We start from the raw sequence: 20,337 nt of genomic DNA, 5'->3' as shown, positions 1-20,337 counted from the left end.
GCCACGATGTCCATCGCCCAGCAAGCCGCAACCGCATCCGCGGAATCCGCGTCCCCGACGCGCGCCAAACGCTTCATGCTGTTCATCGCCGGCATGGGAGGCCTGCTGTACGGGATCGATATCGGCATCATCGCCGGTGCGCTGCCCTACCTCGAGTCGACCGCCTCGCTGGCGTGGAAGCTCAGCGCGCAGCAGCTCAGTTTCATCGTGGCCGCGGTGCTGCTCGGTTCCGTGCTGTCCTCGCTGTTCGCGGGCGCGCTGGCGGACCTGATCGGCCGGCGCTGGGCCATGGCCTTGTCCGGCCTGCTGTTCACGCTCAGCATTCCGCTGATCGCGCTGGCGGACGGCTACACGCCGCTGCTGCTGGGCCGCCTGCTGCAAGGCGTCAGCGGCGGCCTGATCGGCGTGGTGGTGCCGCTCTACCTGGCCGAGTGCCTGCACGCCTCCCAGCGCGGACGGGGCGCCGCGCTGTTCCAGCTGCTGCTGACGATAGGCCTGGTGGCCGCCGCCGTGATCGGCCTGGCGCAAGCCCATTCGGTGGATGCTGTTACCGCCGCAGCGCAGGCGCTGCCGGAAGCGCAGCGCGCCGCCACCGTGTTCGCGGCCAAGGACAATGCGTGGCGCAGCATTTTCTGGATGTGCCTGTTGCCGGGCCTGGTCTTCACCGCCGGTGCGCTGCTGCTGGCCGAGTCGCCGCGCTGGCTGGCCCGCCGTGGCCGCGCCGAGGCGGCGCTGGCCTCCCTGCTGCGCACCCGTCCCGCCGCCGAAGCGCAAGCCGAGCTGCGCGACATCCTGCAAGCCCAGGCCGCACCGGCTACCGATCCCGCCGCCGCGTCCAATGCAGATGCGCGCGCCGATGCCGGCGGCGGCAGCGCAGGCGCATGGGCGGCGCCGGCCAACGCCGCCTCCGCCAGCGATCCGCTGCTCAGCCGCCGCTACCTGCTGCCCTTCCTGCTGGCCTGCCTGGTGCTCGCGCTGACGCAAGCCACCGGCATCAACTCCATCCTGGCCTACGTGGTCAACATCCTGAACCAGGCCGGCCTGTCCGGCGCCACCGCCAACATGGCCGACGTGGGCCTGAAGGTGGTGAACGCGGTGATGACCGTGGTCGCGGTGGTCCTGGTGGACCGCAAAGGCCGCAAATTCCTGCTGATGCTGGGCAGCGGCGGCATCGTGGTCGCCCTGCTGGCGGCCGGCCTGCTGTTCCGCAGCGCCGAATCCGGCCAGCAAGACGTGCGCGCCGCCGTCGAAACCCGCATTCATGACGACAGCCTCGCGCTGCGCCTCGACGGCGCCACCTTGCGCGCGCTGGGCGGCGCGGAGAAAGACGGCGCGGCCCAGCCGGGCGGCGTTGCGCAGCAGCTGGTGGTGGCTTATGCCTATGGCCCGTTCACCAACGTGCAGACGCGCCGCAGCGACGACCCGGCCTTGCTGGAACTGCGCATGACGCGCGGCGATACGGTGCAGCCGGACAGCGTTATCGGCGCCTTCTTCCGCCGCCTGCACCTGAATCCCTTCGCCAACCCGGCCGACGCCGTGAACGCACCGCTGCGCATCGACAAGGCTTACCTGGCGCAAGTGCCGCCCGTCTCGCACGGCTGGCAGGTGGCGCTGGCCATCTTCCTGTTCGTGGCCAGCTTCGCGGTCGGCCCCGGCGTCTGCGTTTGGCTGGCGCTGTCCGAACTGATGCCCACGCGCATACGCTCAAACGGCATGAGCATCGCCCTGCTGATCAACCAGTTCGTATCGACGGTGATTGCGGCCGTATTTCTGCCCACCGTGGGCCAGCACGGCTACGCCACCATGTTCTTCTACGGCGCCGGTTGCGCGGTGCTGTACTTCCTGACCGCCGCCTTCCTGCTGCCGGAAACGAAAGGGAAAACCCTGGAAGCGATCGAAGCGCACTTCGACCGCAGGCGCTCCGCCTAGTTCCCCGCGCGCGGGCGGATGCTGCGGCTGACGCTGTCCCACAGCGCCACCGCCTGCTCCTGGCTCAAGCCGCTCTCGCCGCGCTTGCCCGCGTCGAATTCCAGGTGCAGCGAAGGCTGCAGCGGCCCCGGCGCGGGCCGGCGCGTCTCCAGCGCGAAGCTGTACTGCTTGCGCGCGCTGTCGTCCTCCGGCTGTATCCACGCCAGCCACTCCTGCGCGTTCATGCCGGCTACCTGCAGCTCGCCCTTGCGCAACACCTTGGGGTGCGCGCCCATGCGGGTGAGCAGCGAATCGCCTCCGCTCACGCGCTGCAGCAGCGACTTGCTTTCATCGGGCGCATAGGTATCCACCACCACCGACACCTGCACATCCGGCGCCGCCTTGCTGCGGAAACTCAGCTTGCCGTACTCGCCCGCATAGCGTCCGTTTACCACCACCGGCCCCAGGCAAAAGCCTTTCGGCGCGTTCGGCCCATCGCCCGCCTTTTCCACATGGCCGGCAAACTCCAGCAGCCGCGCCTCGGCCTTCTGGTAGCTGTTCTCGTACGAATCGGTGGACGCCACGATGTAGACGCCGTCGCGCAGCAGATGCAGCTCGTCGTTGTACGCGTCGTCGATTTCCATCACGCGGAAGATGGTGGCTTCCTTGCTGACGCGGATGACCTCCTTCAGCACATTGGTGGCCTTGCGCTGCGCCGCCAGCAATGCGCCGCGGCGCAGCTCAACCTGGCGCTGGAACTCGGCCGCATCGACTGCGGCAGCCTTCACCTTCACGTCGATCGGCGCACCCGCATCCGTCAAGCCCGGCGGCGTGAAGATCGACGACGATCCCATCGCCTGCTCGAAATCCTTGGGCAGTTCCATTTGATGCCTTCCCATGCACACGGCACGGGTTTCCTTGCTGATAGCCACGGGTTTAGCCTCCACCAAAGGGCACGCCGCCAGCAGGACGGCCATGCCCGATATCAGTATTTTCTTCATGCCAGCTTTGCGATAGCCGCGATCTTGGTGATCGCGTAGTGCGTAACCTTTTGCGCGATGGCGTCGCCGTAGGCCGGCTCGTGCTCAAACCCGCTCAGCCTGAACTGCTGCTTGATATTGCCGCCGCCCGACTTGCGCGGCGCCTTGCCGGAACTGGCCGGCACCGTGCCGTCGCCGTGGCCGTCCTGCATGCCGCAGGAGATCTCGTAGAAACTGGTTTCATACACATGGCCGCCGGCGCCGTAGCCCGAATAGTCCGGCATGTATTCCGTCTGGCCGCCCATGTAAAGCTTGTTGCTGCCGTCGGTGCGCACCTTGTCGTGGCCGTACTCGAGGGCGCCGGCCAGGTCCGGCGCCTTGCCGCCCGGCGACATGCCGCGCTTCATGTTCCAGTGTATCTTCTCGAAGCTGTCGAAGCCATCGCCATTGCCCACTTTCCCGCCGTAGAACACATAGGTCTGCGCATGGTACTGGCCCGCCAGCTCGTCGTGGAAGGCCTTGGCCAGCTTGACGTTCTTGGCGAACTCGTTCCACTTGATCGCCAGGCCGTCCTTGGGCGACAGCCATTCCTCGCGCACCAGGCCCCACCACGCGGAGCGCTCCAGGTAGATTTCCGCGTACGGATCGGCCTTGGGCAGCGGTTCGGCCGGGTGGCCCTTGTCGTCCTTGATGTTCAGCCAGTGCGGGCCGTATTCGATGGAAGGCAGCAGCTGCAGCGCGCCCGGCGCCTGCGCGAACACCGCCGTCACCTCGCGCCCGTTGGAGCCGATCACCAGGCCCGCAGCGAAGCTTTCCTCGCGCATGCCGACCTTGCAGCGCCGGTACGCCACCGCCGCCCCCACCGCCGGCATCACGCCGTGCACGATGCCGGCGATCTTGCCCGCCATGCCGTCCAGCTGCGCGCAGCAGCGCGCCACCAGGCCGCCCATGGAGTGCGTCACCAGGATCACCTGCTCGCACTTGTACGCACCCTTGTTGTTCTCGGCGATGACTGCGGCGATGCGTTCCTTCAGCGCGTCGGCCGCCTCGGTATTTGAGGCCAGCCAGTTGTAGCCGCAGGCGTACACCGGGAAACGGCACTTGGCGCGCTTGAGCAGGTCGTCCGACAGGATGGGCGTAGTGAAGTGGTCGTCCTCGGCCACGCGCGGCAGGCCGCTCATGTCCATCGTGATCCCGGGCGGCAGCTTGCGCGGCGGCGGCTTCTCGCCCGGCTTGGGCGTGGCGCTCACGGAGGTATAGGAGAAGTCGTCCCAGTAGGCCGGGTCGTAGCCTTCGGCGTTCATCTTCTGCTCCAGCCACAGCAGAAACTTGTGATAGCTGGCTTCGGACACCTCGCCCCAGCCGCGCTGGATGAAATGCGCCTTGTCGCGGATGGTGCCGACGCCCTTCTTGGGCACCGCGCCTTCGCGGTAGACCTGGGTGCGTTTCGGGTGCAGCACTTTCTGGCGCGTGCCCGAACCGCGCTTGGCCCACATCAGCGCCAGGCCGAGCGGCGCGCCGGCGGTCTTGTTCAGCACCCAGACCTCGTCGCCGTCGGTGCTGGACAGGTTGGAGCCCATGATGCCCGGCACAAAGATGATGGGCAAAATGTGCGACGGCGGCATGGTGAGCTTGACCGCGTCCGCCAGCAGGGAGCTGGTGGTCTGCCAAGTAAATGTCGGCATGCCCTTGGCATCCGGTATCGATTGCTGGCCGCGCTCGATTTCATCAGGCACGCTGGCCATCAGTCCCGTCTCACTTTCATCATGCTATTAACGCCCCGCTCGCATAGTTGTTTAATTCTACATAATTTACGCGATTCAAAAAAATTGTGCCGCGCGGCTGAGCTAGCGTGCGCACCGGGCTCAGGACAGGAAATCGGCCGGCGACAGGGTGCCGGCGCTAATGCCGGGTTGGAGTATATAGGCCTGGCTGCCCGCCGGCAGTGCTATGTCGCCCTCGAGCAGGGCTGCGCAGACCGGCCTGTCGTCCGGCAAGGCCGCGCAAGGCGCTCCGGCCCCTGACCGCAGCCGCTTGAGGAAAGCCATGCCGTCCTCGCCGCCGCGCCGTTCAAAGACGGCATCCTGCTCTCCCCGCAGCACGACGCGGTCCGCGCGGGCAGCGGCGTGCAGCAGCACGAGCTGGTAGAGCGAGGGCCGGATACCGCTGGCAAAGTACCCGATCAGCGTAGGACAAATGGCGGTGATGGCGGCATTCGAGCTGTCGGCATTGTTGAAAGCCAGTTCGCCTTTCGAATAAACGTCCAGCCAGTGCATCCGCCGGGCGGACAAATCCAGCACCAGCGGCATGAAGATGCCGTTCTCGCCCTGCAGATCGAATTTCAGCTTGACCGCCCTCGCATCGAAGTGCGCGCCATGGGGATCGTCAAGCTGCATCAATCCTGCGTAGGCATGCTCCAGTTGCTCGAACGGCATGCCGGCATAGTTGTTCAACACGGCCACGGCATAGCGGATCCCGTCCGCCTGCGCGCGCCCGCAGTCGATGTCGATGAACTCGGTGGCGCCGCCGGGATAAGGCGCGCTGCGCAGGTCGCCGGCGCTGCGCGCGATCTCCCCGCCGCTGGCGGAATCGAACTTCAGCTGGTAGTACGAGCAGGTTCCGCAGAACCGCCAGTCCTTGTCATAGAACGCCACCGAGAGATCGAGGTCCGTGACGCTGCCTCCCGACTGCGGCTCGCACCAGTGCAGGAACAACCGCATGGTGCCCGCCAGCGCCACGTCCATGGCCGATCCCCTGGGCATCTGGATCGCCGAGCGGCTCGCCGTGCGCTCGTTGAAGGGAACCATGACGTCCTTCAGGCGGGTATCGATCAGGAACACAGGAAAGCGCTCCTTCCCGGCGAAGCGGCGCAGCAGCTCGCTTTCCAGCACGGCCAGCGCGCGCTCAATCGCCCATGCAGGCAATGCCGGCCGCTCATCCGGCGCGAACACGCCCTTGCTGACTTTCCCTTTCGGCCAGTAGACGCGCGTCCTGCCGGCCACCGCGCGGGTAGGCAGCAAGGAACACAGCGTCAGCAGCACCGGGGTCGCCAGGCGCGGCGCGGCGGCCGATAGCTCCGCCAGCAGGCAATCGACCGCACCGGCGTCGCTGCCCGCCACCCGCAACGCATGGTCGAAGCGGCGCGCCAGCTCGCCGGGACGCTGCGCCAGCAAGGCGGTCATGCCTCCTGCGTCTTGCCGCAGGGCGGCGCTTTCAAGCTTCGAATAGTAGCCCTGGAACGGCGCCGGCCGGGTTCCATCAGGAGCCTTCTTGCGCACCACCTCGAAGGCCCGCGCCGTGTTGGGGAAACGCGCGCGGTACTCATGCGGATGCAAGAACTCCCCCAACCAGACCCAGTACGAACGGTGGCGCAGCATGTCTTCGGTCAAGGCATCCGGGTTCATGCTCTCCAGGCAGGCCAGCAAGGCGCGGCGCAGCGGGCGGCCCAGCTTTGCCACCTTGAAGCGCTTGACCAGCACCGGCAGTTGTATCGACTGCTGCTGGCCCCAGTGAGACCAGGCGGAAAACATATGCTTGTACTTCGCCATGCCGCGCAATTCGGCGGTCTTGCGCGCGCGGTACACGGTCTGGCCTTGCAGCGCCACATCCGCATCCGAGTAGGCAGCGATCAGGCGCGCGACGTCGGTGGCGCTGCTGAAGTAGCGTCGCGCCGCAGCCAGGACGGGTTCGGCCGGCATCCGTTTCAGCAGCTCGCCGAACAACGTGGCCACATTTTCACGCACCGGGATCTCGGCGGGCAGCCAGTCCAGGACTGCTGCCCCCCTGTCCCGGACCAGCGCGGTGAAGTCATCCTTATCCACCGGCGACAGGACTTGCTTGCGTACGCACAGGGACAGGAACAGCTCCCGCGCGGATGCCTCCAGCGACTCGCCCAGCGTAAGCAGTGCCAGGATGGCGGGCGCACCTGATCCGGTCCGCTCCGGCGCCGGCTTGAAAAAGGGGGATGACGTGTCGACATGCTGCTCGCATACCGGGCAAGCCGAATAGTTACTGCCGTCGAAGCAGGCGTCGCACACCACGTGGCGGCACGGATTGAGCACGTGCGTCGTGCTGGTCTGGCCGCAGTGCAGGCAAGGCTGGCCTTCCGCCTGCATGAAGTGGCTCAAGACCTTGCGGCACCACAGGTCGAAAGTGTCGTCCGGCACGCCGTCGGGAAAATGCCGGAACAGCGGCACGTGCTTGTGCTGGCCGCCCACCTTGGCCAGCAGGACCTCAAACAGATGCGCTTGCAGCGCGCCCAGCTCCTGGGGCGTGCGCGTGCGCAAACGCTCCCGCAGCGATGAAGAGACGGCGTATCCAGCCCCGGCCAGATTGACTTCGAACGCTTCCAGACAAGAGTCCGGAACGCTCGCCGTCCCCGGGGAAACGCAGACCTGGGCATGCCGCCGCAGCAGTAAGGAATCGGTTGCGGAGTAGCCGCTTGTCATCGTGCGAAAAAGTGGAGAAGGGAAGCGGCCAGACTGAATCGGAGGTAGAAGGAAGTCCGGCCTAAGCCTTCTCTGCTGGCATCGTAACCGATCCCGCACGGCGTTTCAAACTTTTTACACCCAGTCGGGCAAGCAAGCGCCCTTTGCAAAGTGCTGCCGGACCTGGGACATGGTTCTATCAAGGCGCGCGCAAAGATTCCCTGGTCGCGTGCTGAAAGATGGATCGTTTCTTCGCGCATCCTCCTGCCTCGTTTTACGGCAGTTCGCGCGAAGCCTCGCTGACCAAACTGAATTGCGGCGCCGCGCCCCTGATCAGCAGCCACAGGCAGAACGCGCCCTCCCCCACCAGCGCGGGCAGCAGGATGGCCGGGAACAGCAGGCTGGCCAGCGCTGGGCTGAGCACCATGCTGAAGCTGTTGATCAGGTAGCAGGCGCCGGCCACCTGCATCAGCACGCCGATGCTCTTGGGGATGAAGCCGGACTTCCGGATCAGGTAGCCGACGATCAGGATTTCGACGCCGAAAAAGACCAGCGCCAGCCCGAACGCCTGGGCGTGCGACACCACCGTCAGGTAGGCCAGCGTGTGCAACTGGTGCAAGTCCTCCGGCTTCAGGTATTTCGCCATCGCCAGCGTATCGAGCATGGCCTGCAGCTGCAGCGCGCTCACGCTTTCCACCGCCAGCGAGGTGATGGCGAACAGCACCAGCAGCAGGCTCAGATTCTTGCTCACGGGCCGCAGCAGCACGTAGAAGATCCATGTCAGCGCCACCGCGCACACCAGCAGCACAATCTGCCCCGCCACGCCCAGCCGCCACAGCCATTCCGATGCCTGGATGCGGCGCACGGTGGCGGCCGGATCGCCGCCCACCACCAGCGTGCCCCGGATGAAGGTCTCGCCCAGCAAGCCGATGACGATGATAACCAGGTACAACAGGCCGCCCAGCCGCGCATAGGTTTGCAGCGCTGCGCGCGGCGGGTGTATCGGATTACTGCCGTCCATATCTGCTCCCGGTGAGAGACTGCGGATTATTCGACTTGCTTGAGGATTTTTTCCACCGACGCCAGGCTGGAAGACAGCTTGGCCACTTCCGCCTGCATGGCGGCCAGGGCGGCTTGCTGGGCCGCCTGCGCCTGCACCGCCTTCTCGGCCAGCGCGCTGTAGGCCGCGTCGCTGTCGGCGCGGGCACGGGCGGCGAACGCCGCCGAGAAATACTTCATGCCGAAGATGATCACGGCCGCGCCCAGCGGCAGGCAGATCGTCAACAGGTATATGCTTTCAGACATGGCAACCCCTACTGTTCGTTGTGGACTTGGAGCGTTTTGGCCATCTCCGCGATGGACGCGGGCGACAGTTCGATGCAAAAGCTGCTGGGCTCAAAATAGTTGAGCGCCTTGCCATCCTTCGACACTTCCATCTGGCTCACCACCAGGCCGGCGTCTTCCAGCTTCTGCAGATGCAGATGCAGCAAGGGCCGGCTGATGCCGAGCTCGCGCGCCAGCTGGCTGACATAGTTGCGCCCGCCCGCCACCAGCGCCGCGATGATGCGCAGCCGGTGCGGGTTGGCCAAGGCCGCCAATACCGCCAGCAGCCGGTCGCCTTCAAGGGGATGTTTGTTTGCGCTCACCTGTCAACAATATCTGACACATGACATAAGGTCAAGCAAATTCAATGAGGTAAGATTCAGTTATGCAAGTCATCGGGAGGGACCGGCGATGTCGTACGAAATCGTGCATACATTCGGCAGCACCACCTACTTCATCTTTATCCTGCTGTTTCTCTGGATCAGCCGCGTGCCCCGCACCAATTCCGGGGCCGGCTGGTGGGCCATTTCCATCTCCTGCGCGCTGATGGCCCGTTTGAGCCTGTTCGTGCTGCTGGCCATGGCGGACCAGCGCCTGGCCATCGCCGTGTACGTGGTGTTCAACGTGCTGGAAAAGCCTTTCCTGATGACGGGACTGGTGCGCTTCCTGAACCTGGACGCCGGCATGCGCTGGTTCTGGACCGCCGCGCTGGCGGCCGAAGCCTGGCTGTTCCTCGCGCTGGGCGCCGACTTTCCCGCCTGGGCGCGCACGCTCGGCTATGCGCTGGTCAATGCCGGCTTCATGCTCTGCATGGCCCGCTTCATCTTGAAAAAACGCGCCGAGTTCCCCGGTCTGCCGCTGGCCATCACGGCGGCCGCCTGCATCGCCCTGGCCGCGCACTGGCTGGCCGCGCCGCTGATACTGTATTTGTTCCCCAGCTGGTTCCGGAACGGCTTTGTGCTGGGAACGGTGCTGGTGCTGGTGCAATACCTGTCGCTGCTGGCCGCGGTCCTGGCGCAGTTCCAGGCGCGCCTGCTCGAGGCCGAGGCCAAGGCGCTCGACCTGGCCTTCCTCGACCCGCTGACAGGGCTCAACAACAAGCGCTACATGAACACCCTGTTCGACCAGGCCCTGGTGCTCGCCACCCGTCCGCACCAGGTGGTCGGCGTGTTCTACATCGACCTGGACAACTTCAAGCCCATCAACGACACGGCCGGCCACGCGGCGGGGGACGAAGTGCTGAAAACCGTGGCGGCCCGCCTCAAGGGCAACACCCGCAGCACCGACATCTGCGCGCGCGTGGGCGGCGACGAGTTCGTCGTCATCGCCACCCAGCTGGACAGCGAGGAGCAGGCGGCGGAGATCGCCAGGAAACTGCTGGCCCAGCTCACCCTGCCGGTGCAGGTCAACGGGCAAAGCCACAGGCTGGGCGCCAGCATAGGCATCGGCCTGTATCCCCAGCACGGCAACAGCCTCTCCGAGCTGATCCAGTGTGCCGACCAGGCCATGTACCACGTGAAGCGCAACGGCAAGAGCGGTTGCGAGATGTATAAGGGAATCCAGGCTGATGAGGGCAGGCAGGCTGCGGCCACGTAACTAGCAATCCGCTACGGAGTAGAATGGAAGCAAGGTCTGCATCCCCATTTCCCACCAGGAGCGATCGTGAGATCCGCCGTCTTGTTGACGTTGTGCGCGAGCCTGTTCTTCGGCAGCGGGGCCAGTGCGGGCGACACCATCGTGCTGGCCCACCCTTTCCCCAAGGAAGCCAGCTTTGCGCCCGGGGTGCTGTCGCTGATCTGCGCGGACGCCTTCCAACAACTGGGCATGAGCGCGGAAGTGCGCATGTTTCCACCGCTGCGCGGCACCATCGAGGCCAACGCCGGCAAGATCGACGGCGAGGTCGGACGGGCCTACGCCTACGCCGACAGCCACCCGAACCTGGTGCGGGTGGAAGAAGCCCTGCTCTCGTTCCGGGTGGCCGCCTTCACCCGCCTCCCCGGGCTGAGGATCACCGGCTGGGATAGCCTGAAAGGCACGGCCTACCGGGTGGAATACCGCAGCGGCTACGTCACCTTCAAGGCGCGCCTCGAGCAGGTGCTGCCGCCGCAGCAGATTTCCTCGGTGGTCGACAGCCAGATCGGGCTGCAGAACGTGGCGCTGGGCCAGACCGACATCTTCGTCGACCTGGAAGAGTTCGGACAGCGGCAGCTGGCCCGGCTGCACCATCGCTACGGCGGCATTTACAACGCGGGTCTGGTGCAGGACACGCCGGTCTACATCTATCTGCACCAGCGGCACGCGATGCTGGCGCCGCGCCTGGCGGGCGTCCTGTCGAAAATGAAATCCAGCGGCGCCATCGCGCGCCATGTCGCCGCCGCGCTCGCGGACGACCGCAGCGAAGAAAGCGGCCATCGCTAGCGGCGCTCGGCCAGCACCACGCAGTTGCGTCCGGCCTGCTTCGCCTGGTACAGCGCCGCGTCCGCCGCCGCGACCAGGCCGGCCAGGGTCGCGCCGGGCTGCGGCACGCAGGCGGCGCCGCCTGCGCTGATGGTCACCACGCCCGCCGCGGAGGCCGCGTGCGGCAGGGCCAGCTGCTCGACCGCTTGCCGCAGCGACTCGCCGCAGCCGGCCACCCCGGCCGCATCGCCCAGCGGCAACAGCGCCACGAACTCCTCGCCGCCGTAGCGGGCCACAAAGTGGCCGGCGCGCCGCGCGCACTGCTGCAACGCCCCCGCCACGGCGATCAGGGCGGCGTCGCCTGCCTGATGGCCGTTCTGATCGTTGTATGCCTTGAAATGATCGATATCGATCATCAGCAGTCCCAGCGCCAGGCCGTGGCGCTGGTGGCGCGCGAATTCGGCCTCCGCATGGGTATCGAAATGGCGGCGGTTGTACAAGCCGGTCAGGCCGTCGCGCCCAGCCAGCTCGGCCAGCGCCCGCCGCTGCCGCCACAAGCGCAACTGGGTGCGCACGCGCGCCAGCACCACGGGCGGATTCAGCGGCTTGGTGACGAAGTCCGCGCCCCCCGCTTCCAGGGCCCGGACCTCGCATTCCATGCTGTGGTTGGCGGTGACGAAGATGACCGCCGTTTCCGCGCCGGCCTGGTCGGCCTTGAGCTGCTGGCACACTTCGTAGCCATCCATGCCGGCCATGTGCACATCCAGCAGCACCAGCGCCGGGCGCCGCTCGCGCGCCAGCCGCAGGCCGGCCTCGCCGCTCAAGGCGAACACGATATCGCCTTCGCCCTGCAACATGGCGCTCAACAGCCTCACCATCTCGACCGTATCGTCGATAATCAGGATCAGCTCGCGTCCTGCCGATTGCTCAGTCATGCTCTTCCTTCCCTTGCAGTGCGTCGTAGCGCCGCGTGCGTCCTTGCTGCATGGCGTTCTGCGCCGCGCTCAGCGCGTCCAGCACCGTGCCGCTGTTGAACGGCTTGATGATGAAGCCCAGCGCCCCGCGCGCCAGCGCCGCGTGCACCGAGCCTTGCTGGTTTTGGCCGCTCACCATCAGCACGCCGATGCCGGGCAAGCGCGCCACCAGCGACGCCAGCACTTCCAGGCCGTCCCGATCCGGCATCTGGATATCCAGGCAGACGATGTCCGGCTTGAGCTGCAGCGCCCGCTCCAAGCCGGCTTCCGCCAGGGACGCTTCGCCGACCACGTCGTAGCCGTTGCCCTGGATGATCATGCGCAACACGGTGCGGGTCAGCTCGTTGTCATCGATGATCAGCACCCTGGCAGGTTTGCTTGTTTCCATCCTCATCCCTCCGCGCTCATGTCGCACGACGCCAGCACGGCCAGGGCCGCTTCAAAGTCCAGCCGGTCCATGGCCCAGCGCAAGGCGGCCGCACGTTCAGCGCCCAGCTCCTGCAGCAAGGCCTGGTGGATCTGGTCGTAATGGGACACTGCCGCCACATTGTACTCAGCGAGCTGCTTCCGGAACAAATCCAGCGCCTGCGGCGAGACCGCCCCGGCTGTCTCGCCGGGATCGGCCGCCTGCTGGGCCAGCCACGCGCCGGCCGCCGCCAGCGCCGCCTCGAACTCGGCGGCGGCCAGTGCGAACAGGCTGTCGATGCGCGCCGCGTCGCCTTGCGCCAGCGCCTCCTCCAGCGCCAGGCTGGCGGCGGCAAAGCGCTGCGCTCCCAGCGTGCCAACCCCGCCGCGCGCCGCATGCAGGGTCCGCGCGGCCGTCTCGCCGTGGCCGGATTGCCACGCTTGCCGGGCGCTGTCGATCGGGGCGGCGCCGCCATCGACAAAGGCGCGGACCAGCTGCGTGATGGTCTGCATGTGGCCGGGATAGCCGGAGATGGCGCCCAGCAAGGCGCCGATGTCGAACACCTTGGACCCGGCCGGCACCGGCGCCGGCTGCGCCGGCACGGCGGGTGCGGCGGCGGGCAGGTGGCGCTGCAGCACGTCGCGCAGCTGGGCCGCCACGACAGGCTTGCCGATGAAATCATCCATGCCGGCGGCGACACAGCGGTTGCGCTCGCTTTCCATGACCCCGGCCGTCATGGCCACCACCGGCAGGCTGAGCGCCAGCTGCTGCCGGATGGCGCTGGCGGCGGCAAAGCCGTCCATCACCGGCATCTGCACGTCCATCAGCACCAGCGCGAAATCGTCCGGCCGCGCCCGCAGCACGTCCAGCGCCAGTTGGCCGTTGCCGGCCACTTCGACGGTCAGGCCGAGCGCCGACAGCATGGCCTTGGCGATGTATTGATTGAGCTCATTGTCCTCCACCAGCAGCACCCTGCCGCTCAGCGGCGCCGGTGCGGCCGGCGCCGGCGCGCTGCGCGCCGCGCTTCCCTGCCGGCGCCGCAGCGTGACGCTGCGCACGCCCGCCTCCAGGCTGGCCGCGGTGACCGGCTTGTCGAGGCACAGATCGGCGCCCAGCGCAGCCAGGCCGGGCTCGAGGCGGGCGCGCTCGTGGCAACTCAACAGGGCGATGACGATGGCCGGCGGCCCGCCGCGCAAACGCCGCAGGATGGCCTCCGCGCCGCCGCCCGCGCAGTCCCGCCCGTCCAGCAGCACTATCCCTGCGGCCGGCGCGTCCGCTTCGGCGAGGTCCGCCGCATGGACGCGCCAGCCCAGGCGCTGCACCGCATGCGCCAGCGCCGCGTGCGAGGCGGCATTGGCGGCGAACAGGCGCACCGCCGGCACGGCGGCGCCGGGCTCCCCGGCCTGCGCCGGAACGGCCTCCTCCTGGCCGGCCACCGGCAGCGTTAGCGTCACGGTAAACACGCTGCCGGCGCCTGCGCGGCTCTCCACCGCGATCTCGCCGCCCATCGCTTCCACCAGGCGGCGCGAAATGGCCAGGCCCAGGCCGGTGCCGCCAAAACGCCGCGTCATCGACGAGTCCGCCTGGGTGAACGCCGAGAACAGCCGGCCCAGCTGCTCGGGCGACATGCCGATGCCGGTGTCGTGCACTTCGAAGCGCAGCGCGGCCAGCCCCGCCGCAGAGACCGTGCCGCGCACCCGCAGCGCGACGCTGCCGTGCGCGGTGAACTTGATGGCGTTGCCGGTCAGGTTCACCAGCACCTGCTGCAGGCGCAGCGCGTCGCCCAGCAGCATGGCCGGCAGCGCCGGGTCGGCGTCGATCAGCAGCTCCACGTCGGCGCTGCCGGCGTTGACGCCCATCACCACGGCCACCGCCGCCAGCAGCGCGTCCAGATTGAAGGGCGCCACCGACAATTCCATCTTGCCGGCCTCGACCTTGGAAAAATCGAGGATGTCGTTCAGGATCCCGAGCAGGGTGTTGCCCGACTGCCGGATCAGGTCCAGGTCGCGGTGCTGCTCGGTGCTCAATTCGGTCCGTTTGAGCAGCTCGGCCAGGCCGAGCACCGCGTTCAGCGGCGTGCGCAGCTCATGGCTCATATTGGCGACAAACTGGCTCTTGGCCTCGCTGGCCGCGTCGGCCCGCTGCTTGGCCGCGCGCAAGTCCTGTTCGGTCTGTTTTTGCGCGGTGATGTCTTTGGCGATGCCCAGGAAGCCGGTCACGGCGCCGTGCTCGTCGCGGATCGGCGTCACGGTCAGCCGGACCGGCAGCGTGCTGCCATCGCGCCGCACATAAGTCCACTCCCGGCTCTCCTCCCATCCCAGCAGCGCGGGCTCGACAAACACGGCGAAGCCGGAGACCTCGCGGCCGAGTTCCCGGCCCAGCTCCGCGCCGCGCCGCGCAATCTCCTCCGGAACATGGATCAGCGCCGGGGTCTGCCGCCCCACCATGTCCGCCGTGTCATAGCCCAGCATGCGTTCGGCGCCCACGCTAAAGACTTCGATCACGCCGTCGATGTCGGTGGAAATGATGGAAAAGGCGATCGCCGACTCGACCAGGGTGCCGAACTTGCGTTCGGACTGGCGCAGCTCGCTGGTAATGGCCAGCGCGCGCTGGATCGCCTCCTCCCGGTTGGCGGTCAATGCGCGCACCACGCTGAAGAAGAGCAGGCTGATCATCATGCCCGCCACCAGCACGATCAATGCCTTGTCGTGGTCGATTTCGGACTCGAACTCGGGCCGCGAGGTCACCCGCAGCGTCCACGTGGCATCGCCCACGCCGACGCTGACCACGCCCGAGTAGGGATGCAGATAAGCCGGCTGTTGCCCCGGGCCAGCCGCGTCGGAGTAGATCCTGGCCTCCGGCGAGGTCGATTGGCCATCGAACACTTCCAGCGCCACCTTGGGCACCGGACTGGGAAACACGCCGCGCATCAAGTCGTCCATCTGGAAGGCCGCGTACACGAAGCGCTCGATGGCCTGGCGGCGTTGCTCCGGCGTGGCGATCGGCGCGCCGTTGCGGAAGATGGGAACGAAAATCAGGAAGCTGGCGCGCGGCGTCTTGCGTGCCGCCTGCACCAGGGTCACGCGGCCACTGGTGGCCAGCGCGCCGCTCTCGACCGCCCGCTCCAGCGCGGCCCGCCGCACGGGTTCGGACTGCAGGTCGAAGCCCAGCGCGCGCGCGTTCACCGCATCCAGCGGTTCCGGGAAGGCGACGGGGACATAGCTGTCGCGCTCGCCTTCCGGCCACACCCGGTAGCCGGCCAGCCCCTGGGCCGCCATCCTGCGCGCGATCTGCTCCCGGTCCGTGACGCGCTCGGCCACGCCCAGCACCTGGATACCCGGATACTTTGTGCCGACGTCCAGGCTGGAAACATACTCGTGCCAGTCGTGGCGGCTGATCGCGCTGGACGCATGGAACAAGGCCTTGCCGCCGGTAAGCACCTGGGTATAGGTTTCCATGCGCTCCGAAACGCGGCGCCGGATATCCTCCACCTTGGCCTGGAACAGGTCCCTGGCGCGCTGTTCGGTGCCGTTCGCCACCGAGTGCCACACCAGAATCGTCAGCGCCAGGCACACGAACAGCACCGACCAGTGGAACAAGTACAGCAGGTTCGCCCGCCGCAGTGCCTCGCGGGCCTGCCCGGGGCGCCGCAAGTGCGCTTCCCGGTCCGACGCCAGCACCATGCCCACCATGCAGCTCAGGGCGATGAACACCTCGAGCGACGAGAGCGCATCGTTCAGGGCGCCGGTGCTGAAGGGGCCCAGGCCCTGGGTGGTGCCGACCACGGCGGCGCCGTTCAGCAGCAACAGCAGCAAGGTCACGCCGCGCATGCCGTAACGGAAACTGGCCCAGCCTACCGTGGGCAACAGCAGCAGGGCCAGCGCCCGGTGCGATTGCACCGCGTCATAGTGGCGGCCGAACAGCAGATGCAAGGCCAGTCCCAGCACCAGCAGCCCGGCGCCGGTCACAATCACCACCCGCGCGTTCCAGCGCCCAGCCCAGGGACGCCGCGACCACGCCAGGATAAACGGCGTGACCACCAGGATGCCGGCCGCGTCGCCCAGCCACCAGATCAGCCCCACCTGCCGCAGCGCTTGCAGCGGGACCACGCCGGACACCAGCAAGCTGGCCATGCCCGCCGAGGCGCCGACCAGCGACATGACGGCGGCGGCGGCCACGAAAGCATAGACCCGCTTCGGCTCGTCGAGCAGCGGCCCTGTCCCAACGAAGCGGCGGAGCAGCCACGTGCCGCACAGCGCTTCCAGCGTATTGCCCGCGGCGATGGACAGCGACGCGGCAAACGCCGGCACGCCGCTCAAGGTGCCATTGACGGCGAATTCGACGAAATTGGCCGCGAATGCTCCCAGCAGGATGCCCGGCCAATAGCGAAAACCCAGCAGAAGCAAGGCGGCGAAGGCGATGCCGGAGGGTGGCCACACCGGCGACACGTTGGTCGAGGCGAAAGCCAGCAGCAGCCCCAGGCGCGCGGCGACGTAATAGGCCAGCGCCAAGGCAATGTTGATCATCAGCAAAGATGAAAAGGGCATCCGCTTCAAGCTCATCCTCCGGTGGGTAGCGCCAGCTTATCACCGCCGCTGCTGGAATTGATGCCAAATAGCAAAAAAGGAACACATGCGCGCGGTACATTAATGTGCGGGCCGGGGCCGCATTCATGATTCTGGCCTACAGCAACGGCAGGCCGAAAGGTACATGGCCTGTCATATAGTCTGGCTAAGCAAAAGGAAATAAGTCCGGCGCTCACCGCTGGCATAGAATGAAATGATGAAAGCCATTCCCGCCTTCTTATGGCGCAGCCCGCTACTGCTGCTGGCAGTCGCGCCCCTGCACGCCGCGCCGCCGCTGCCGCCGTTGCGCTTCCTGGTGGTCGATGGCCACGGCATGCCGCTGGCGCAGCCCCGCACGGGCACGGCGGGGCAACGCAGCGCCCTGGGGCCAGGCATCATCAAGAAATGGCAGGATGCGCTGGCGGCTGAACTAGGGCGCACGCCGGTGAACCTGGTATTGCCGCGCAAGCGGCAGGACCAGGCCGTGGCCAACCGCCAGGTGGATTTGCGCTGCTTCGTCAGCCCGGAATGGCTGCCGGCCGAACTCGCCGCCCAGTACGAGTGGCCTCAGGCTTTCATGGAAGTGGAAGAGCGCATAATCGGCAATGCGGACGCAGCGCCCGTGCAGCGCATGGCCGACCTGCACGGCAAGCGCATCGGCACCGTGCACGGCTACCAGTATCGCAAGCTGGCGCCGCTGTTCGACGCCGGCAGCGCGTGGCGCGACGATGCGCCGTCCGAGGCGGCGCTACTGGCCAAGCAGTTGGCCGGGCGCACCGACGTCTCCGTCATGCGCACACTCGATTTCGCCTACCTGAAGCTGCACGATCCGCGCCTGGCCAGGCTGGCGCTGGCGCCGCTGGCGGTGAGCCGTTTCTCGCTGTACTGCGCACGAACCCACTACAGCAGCGTGACGTTGGCGCAGTTGCAACTGGCCCAGCAGCGGCTATTGCAAGGCGGGATACTGGAAAAAATACTGCAATCCTATCGGTAAGCCACGCGCCAACTCAGCTGGCCCTGGCTGTTGAAGCTAGCACGATGAAAAGGTACTGGATCAAGCGGATCGGATGGGCTCAGCCCCTGTCTGCTAGTGGAAATCGGCTGGGAAAAGGCGGATAACACTGCTGTTCCATTCCCTTAACCGGCGCATGGACCCAGAACGCCAGCGGCGCCGTGCGCCAGTCCTTGCAGAAACTGAAATGGTAGATTGTGCTCATGCCCGATGCTGGCATAAAGCCGCCAATTTAAAAAGAAAAAAGGGCTGCATGCTCGCGCATACAACCCTTTTTCTTCCTACTGGTGCGCTGACCGGAACCGCACTGCAGAGGGAGATTTCCGCCACTTTTTAAAAAATACCGCCAAAGATACCGCCACATCTTCAGGTGCTCCGCGATTGAAGCTTTCGGACAGTGCCCACTGCGAATCCCTTGCAAACGCCGCCGCCCGGCTTAGAATGAAGTTTCTCAAGTGGAGGGATTGCTCCCACCCCCACGCTATCGAGCGTGGTCCCATGCAAATCATGGGCGTTGCGGTCGTTACCCGCCTCCATACCGGACGCCAAGCGCGTCTACGTTATCCAGCAAAGCAAGCCGTCATTGCACGGCACCGTGGCCTGAACTTCGCGCCACAGAATCCGGGAAGCATACGCTCCCGATCAGCGCCAAGCGGCGCGCATGGCAAGGGCAAGCTCCTTGCCTGGATTGGCCCGCCAGCTCCTCGTGATAGCGGGCCGCGACAAAGCCCTGCGTTGCACTCTGCGCGATTGGCCGGCACTACCAGCAGCGGTATCGCTGGCGGCCAGCATCGCGCACGAACCGCCAACGCGGGCGCTTCCAAATCGCCGCGACCGTCGCACACCGTGCGATAGCGGCGTCACCAAAGGTGATTGTCACGGATGCGAGCATGCGCGTCGTTACTGGCGGTGTGCTGCCAGTGACGACGCGCCGCCGACGGCATAGCCTCAGGCGGCAAGCGGCTTACTTCCGCGTGATGGTGTTCAGAGACGAGGCCAAGCGCCTCCATCGCAAGCAAGCCTTGCGATTCCCTCGGCCCGCTTCGGGCTTGGTTGTTGGAGTTTGATCCGTGCACGAGGTGCACTCCATGGACCTTGGGTGATTGGTCCCCGCTGCGGCAGTTCCCTCCGGGACCGCGCAGCGGTGCCACAAGCGCATGCGGCGCAGGCAAGCAGTATCGGCAACCGCATACACGGGAGTGGTGTCCCGAGGCCCTAGTTCAACTTGTCCTGCTGCGGCAGTACGGGTGGCCAGAAACACTTACCTGACAAACCTACACCATGCGGCATTGATGTTGAAACCAGAGATCGAAGGGAGGGCTTTGCCATGCGCGACTTGAACTACCAGCTCAAACAGCTCTGTCACCGCAACCGCGATGGCAGCTTTGCGACGCAGGCCGACCGCGAGCGCTTGTTGAACCTGTGCGCGAACGACCTGGCGGAACGGGGCTTCCGGCATATGAGTGCGGACAGCCTGAAGCCGAAACATGTGGCGGCGCTGCTCGATAAATGGAAGCAGGACGGCATCAGCACCGGGACGCTCAAGAACCGCATGAGCGCCTTGCGCTGGTGGGCCGAGAAGATCGGTAAGGACAACATCATTGCGCGCACCAACGACGCGTATGGCATCGCGGAGCGCGTGTTTGTCACCAATGTGTCGAAGGCCAAGGTGCTCGATGCCGACATGCTCGCCCGCGTGACGGATCCCTATACCCGGATGTCCTTGCAGTTGCAGGCCGCGTTTGGGTTACGGCGCGAGGAAAGCATCAAGATCAAGCCGGGGTGGGCCGACTGCGGAAGCGTCTTGCGGCTGCAGGATAGCTGGACCAAAGGCGGCAAATATCGGGAGGTGCCGATTACGACTGCGCAGCAGCGTGCCGTGCTGGATGCGGCCAAGACCCTCGCGGGGAAAGGCAGCCTGATCCCGGCGCAGATGCGCTATCGGGATCAGTTGAACCGCTTCCGGGCGCAATGCGACAAGGCGGGCGTCCATGGCGTGCATGGGCTGCGGCATGAGTATGCCCAGCGGCGCTACGCCGAGTTGACCGGCTGGGCAAGTCCCGCGAGTGGCGGGCTCACGTCCAAACAGCTGGATGCGGCCAGCAAAACGATCGATCAAGCTGTGCGGCTGCAGGTGTCGGCGGAGATGGGCCATTTCCGCGAACAGGTCACTTCGATTTATTTAGGTAGATGACCTATGACTTGAAGCAGGCCTTTTTGGGCAATGCTGGCCCGACCTTGCGTACTAGGGAGCCGCTGAACAATTGAGTTTTTAGCGGCTCAAAGCTTGCTCAGTAGGGGCAATTCAAGTTCAGCGAGCGAAAAATACGGTGAAAAAGTGGCGA

The 20,337-nt window shown here is 66.3% G+C and carries 14 protein-coding genes; 5 read left to right on the top strand and 9 right to left on the bottom strand.

Annotation, left to right across the window (positions count from 1 at the left end):
- Window positions 1-6 precede the first annotated feature (6 nt).
- A complete protein-coding gene (locus tag ASD15_RS11225; protein ID WP_082551760.1) occupies window positions 7-1,929 on the top strand; it encodes an MFS transporter in 1,923 nt (640 codons plus the stop codon).
- Here ASD15_RS11225 and ASD15_RS11220 read toward each other — a convergent pair.
- The 6 genes from ASD15_RS11220 to ASD15_RS11195 all read right to left on the bottom strand — a co-directional run bounded on the left by ASD15_RS11220 (window position 1,926) and on the right by ASD15_RS11195 (window position 8,961).
- A complete protein-coding gene (locus ASD15_RS11220; RefSeq protein ID WP_057154944.1) occupies window positions 1,926-2,792 on the bottom strand; it encodes a T6SS immunity protein Tli4 family protein in 867 nt (288 codons plus the stop codon). The genes ASD15_RS11225 and ASD15_RS11220 overlap by 4 nt on opposite strands.
- A 113-nt stretch (window positions 2,793-2,905) precedes the next feature.
- Window positions 2,906-4,633: a triacylglycerol lipase gene (locus ASD15_RS11215; RefSeq protein ID WP_057154943.1), complete on the bottom strand. Its 1,728-nt coding sequence runs from the start codon at window positions 4,631-4,633 to the stop codon at window positions 2,906-2,908.
- A 120-nt stretch (window positions 4,634-4,753) separates the two neighbouring features.
- Window positions 4,754-7,336 (bottom strand): MXAN_6230/SCO0854 family RING domain-containing protein, encoded by a 2,583-nt coding sequence (locus ASD15_RS11210; RefSeq protein WP_082551759.1) that lies wholly within the window; start codon window positions 7,334-7,336, stop codon window positions 4,754-4,756.
- A gap of 253 nt (window positions 7,337-7,589) precedes the next feature.
- Complete coding sequence (locus ASD15_RS11205; protein ID WP_057154941.1) at window positions 7,590-8,336, bottom strand: DUF4386 domain-containing protein; 747 nt, start codon at window positions 8,334-8,336, stop codon at window positions 7,590-7,592.
- 26 nt (window positions 8,337-8,362) lie between these two features.
- The gene (locus ASD15_RS11200; protein ID WP_157200900.1) at window positions 8,363-8,620 is read right to left on the bottom strand and encodes a hypothetical protein; all 258 of its coding nucleotides are present in this window, start codon (window positions 8,618-8,620) and stop codon (window positions 8,363-8,365) included.
- An 8-nt stretch (window positions 8,621-8,628) separates the two neighbouring features.
- Window positions 8,629-8,961, bottom strand: coding sequence for a helix-turn-helix domain-containing protein (locus ASD15_RS11195; RefSeq protein ID WP_057154939.1), 333 nt, complete (start codon window positions 8,959-8,961; stop codon window positions 8,629-8,631).
- A gap of 88 nt (window positions 8,962-9,049) precedes the next feature.
- On the opposite strand from ASD15_RS11195, the gene ASD15_RS11190 reads away from it, so the two are divergent.
- Both ASD15_RS11190 and ASD15_RS11185 read left to right on the top strand, forming a co-directional pair.
- The gene (locus ASD15_RS11190; protein ID WP_057154938.1) at window positions 9,050-10,234 is read left to right on the top strand and encodes a GGDEF domain-containing protein; all 1,185 of its coding nucleotides are present in this window, start codon (window positions 9,050-9,052) and stop codon (window positions 10,232-10,234) included.
- Between the two features lie 66 nt (window positions 10,235-10,300).
- Window positions 10,301-11,056 (top strand): hypothetical protein, encoded by a 756-nt coding sequence (locus ASD15_RS11185; protein ID WP_157200899.1) that lies wholly within the window; start codon window positions 10,301-10,303, stop codon window positions 11,054-11,056.
- Here the strand turns inward: ASD15_RS11185 and ASD15_RS11180 are convergent.
- The 3 genes from ASD15_RS11180 to ASD15_RS11170 are packed head-to-tail and all read right to left on the bottom strand — an operon-like array spanning window position 11,053 to window position 16,941.
- A complete protein-coding gene (locus ASD15_RS11180) occupies window positions 11,053-11,970 on the bottom strand; it encodes a diguanylate cyclase (RefSeq protein ID WP_057154936.1) in 918 nt (305 codons plus the stop codon). The two genes, ASD15_RS11185 and ASD15_RS11180, sit on opposite strands and share 4 nt — an antisense overlap.
- Window positions 11,963-12,397: a response regulator gene (locus ASD15_RS11175; protein ID WP_082551758.1), complete on the bottom strand. Its 435-nt coding sequence runs from the start codon at window positions 12,395-12,397 to the stop codon at window positions 11,963-11,965. The genes ASD15_RS11180 and ASD15_RS11175 overlap by 8 nt, the downstream gene beginning before the upstream one ends.
- Before the next feature lie 2 nt (window positions 12,398-12,399).
- Window positions 12,400-16,941 (bottom strand): CHASE domain-containing protein, encoded by a 4,542-nt coding sequence (locus ASD15_RS11170; protein ID WP_057154935.1) that lies wholly within the window; start codon window positions 16,939-16,941, stop codon window positions 12,400-12,402.
- A gap of 253 nt (window positions 16,942-17,194) precedes the next feature.
- On the opposite strand from ASD15_RS11170, the gene ASD15_RS11165 reads away from it, so the two are divergent.
- Both ASD15_RS11165 and ASD15_RS11160 read left to right on the top strand, forming a co-directional pair.
- The gene (locus tag ASD15_RS11165; RefSeq protein ID WP_057154934.1) at window positions 17,195-17,974 is read left to right on the top strand and encodes a hypothetical protein; all 780 of its coding nucleotides are present in this window, start codon (window positions 17,195-17,197) and stop codon (window positions 17,972-17,974) included.
- A gap of 1,345 nt (window positions 17,975-19,319) precedes the next feature.
- Window positions 19,320-20,186 carry a phage integrase N-terminal domain-containing protein gene (locus tag ASD15_RS11160; protein ID WP_057154933.1) on the top strand — a complete coding sequence of 289 codons (867 nt, stop codon included), beginning with the start codon at window positions 19,320-19,322 and terminating at the stop codon, window positions 20,184-20,186.
- The last annotated feature ends 151 nt before the right edge of the window (window positions 20,187-20,337 follow it).

This window comes from Massilia sp. Root351 (assembly GCF_001425045.1).
In the GTDB taxonomy this organism is placed as follows: Bacteria; Pseudomonadota; Gammaproteobacteria; order Burkholderiales; family Burkholderiaceae_D; genus Rugamonas.
This window is presented reverse-complemented; position numbering and strand designations above follow the sequence as displayed.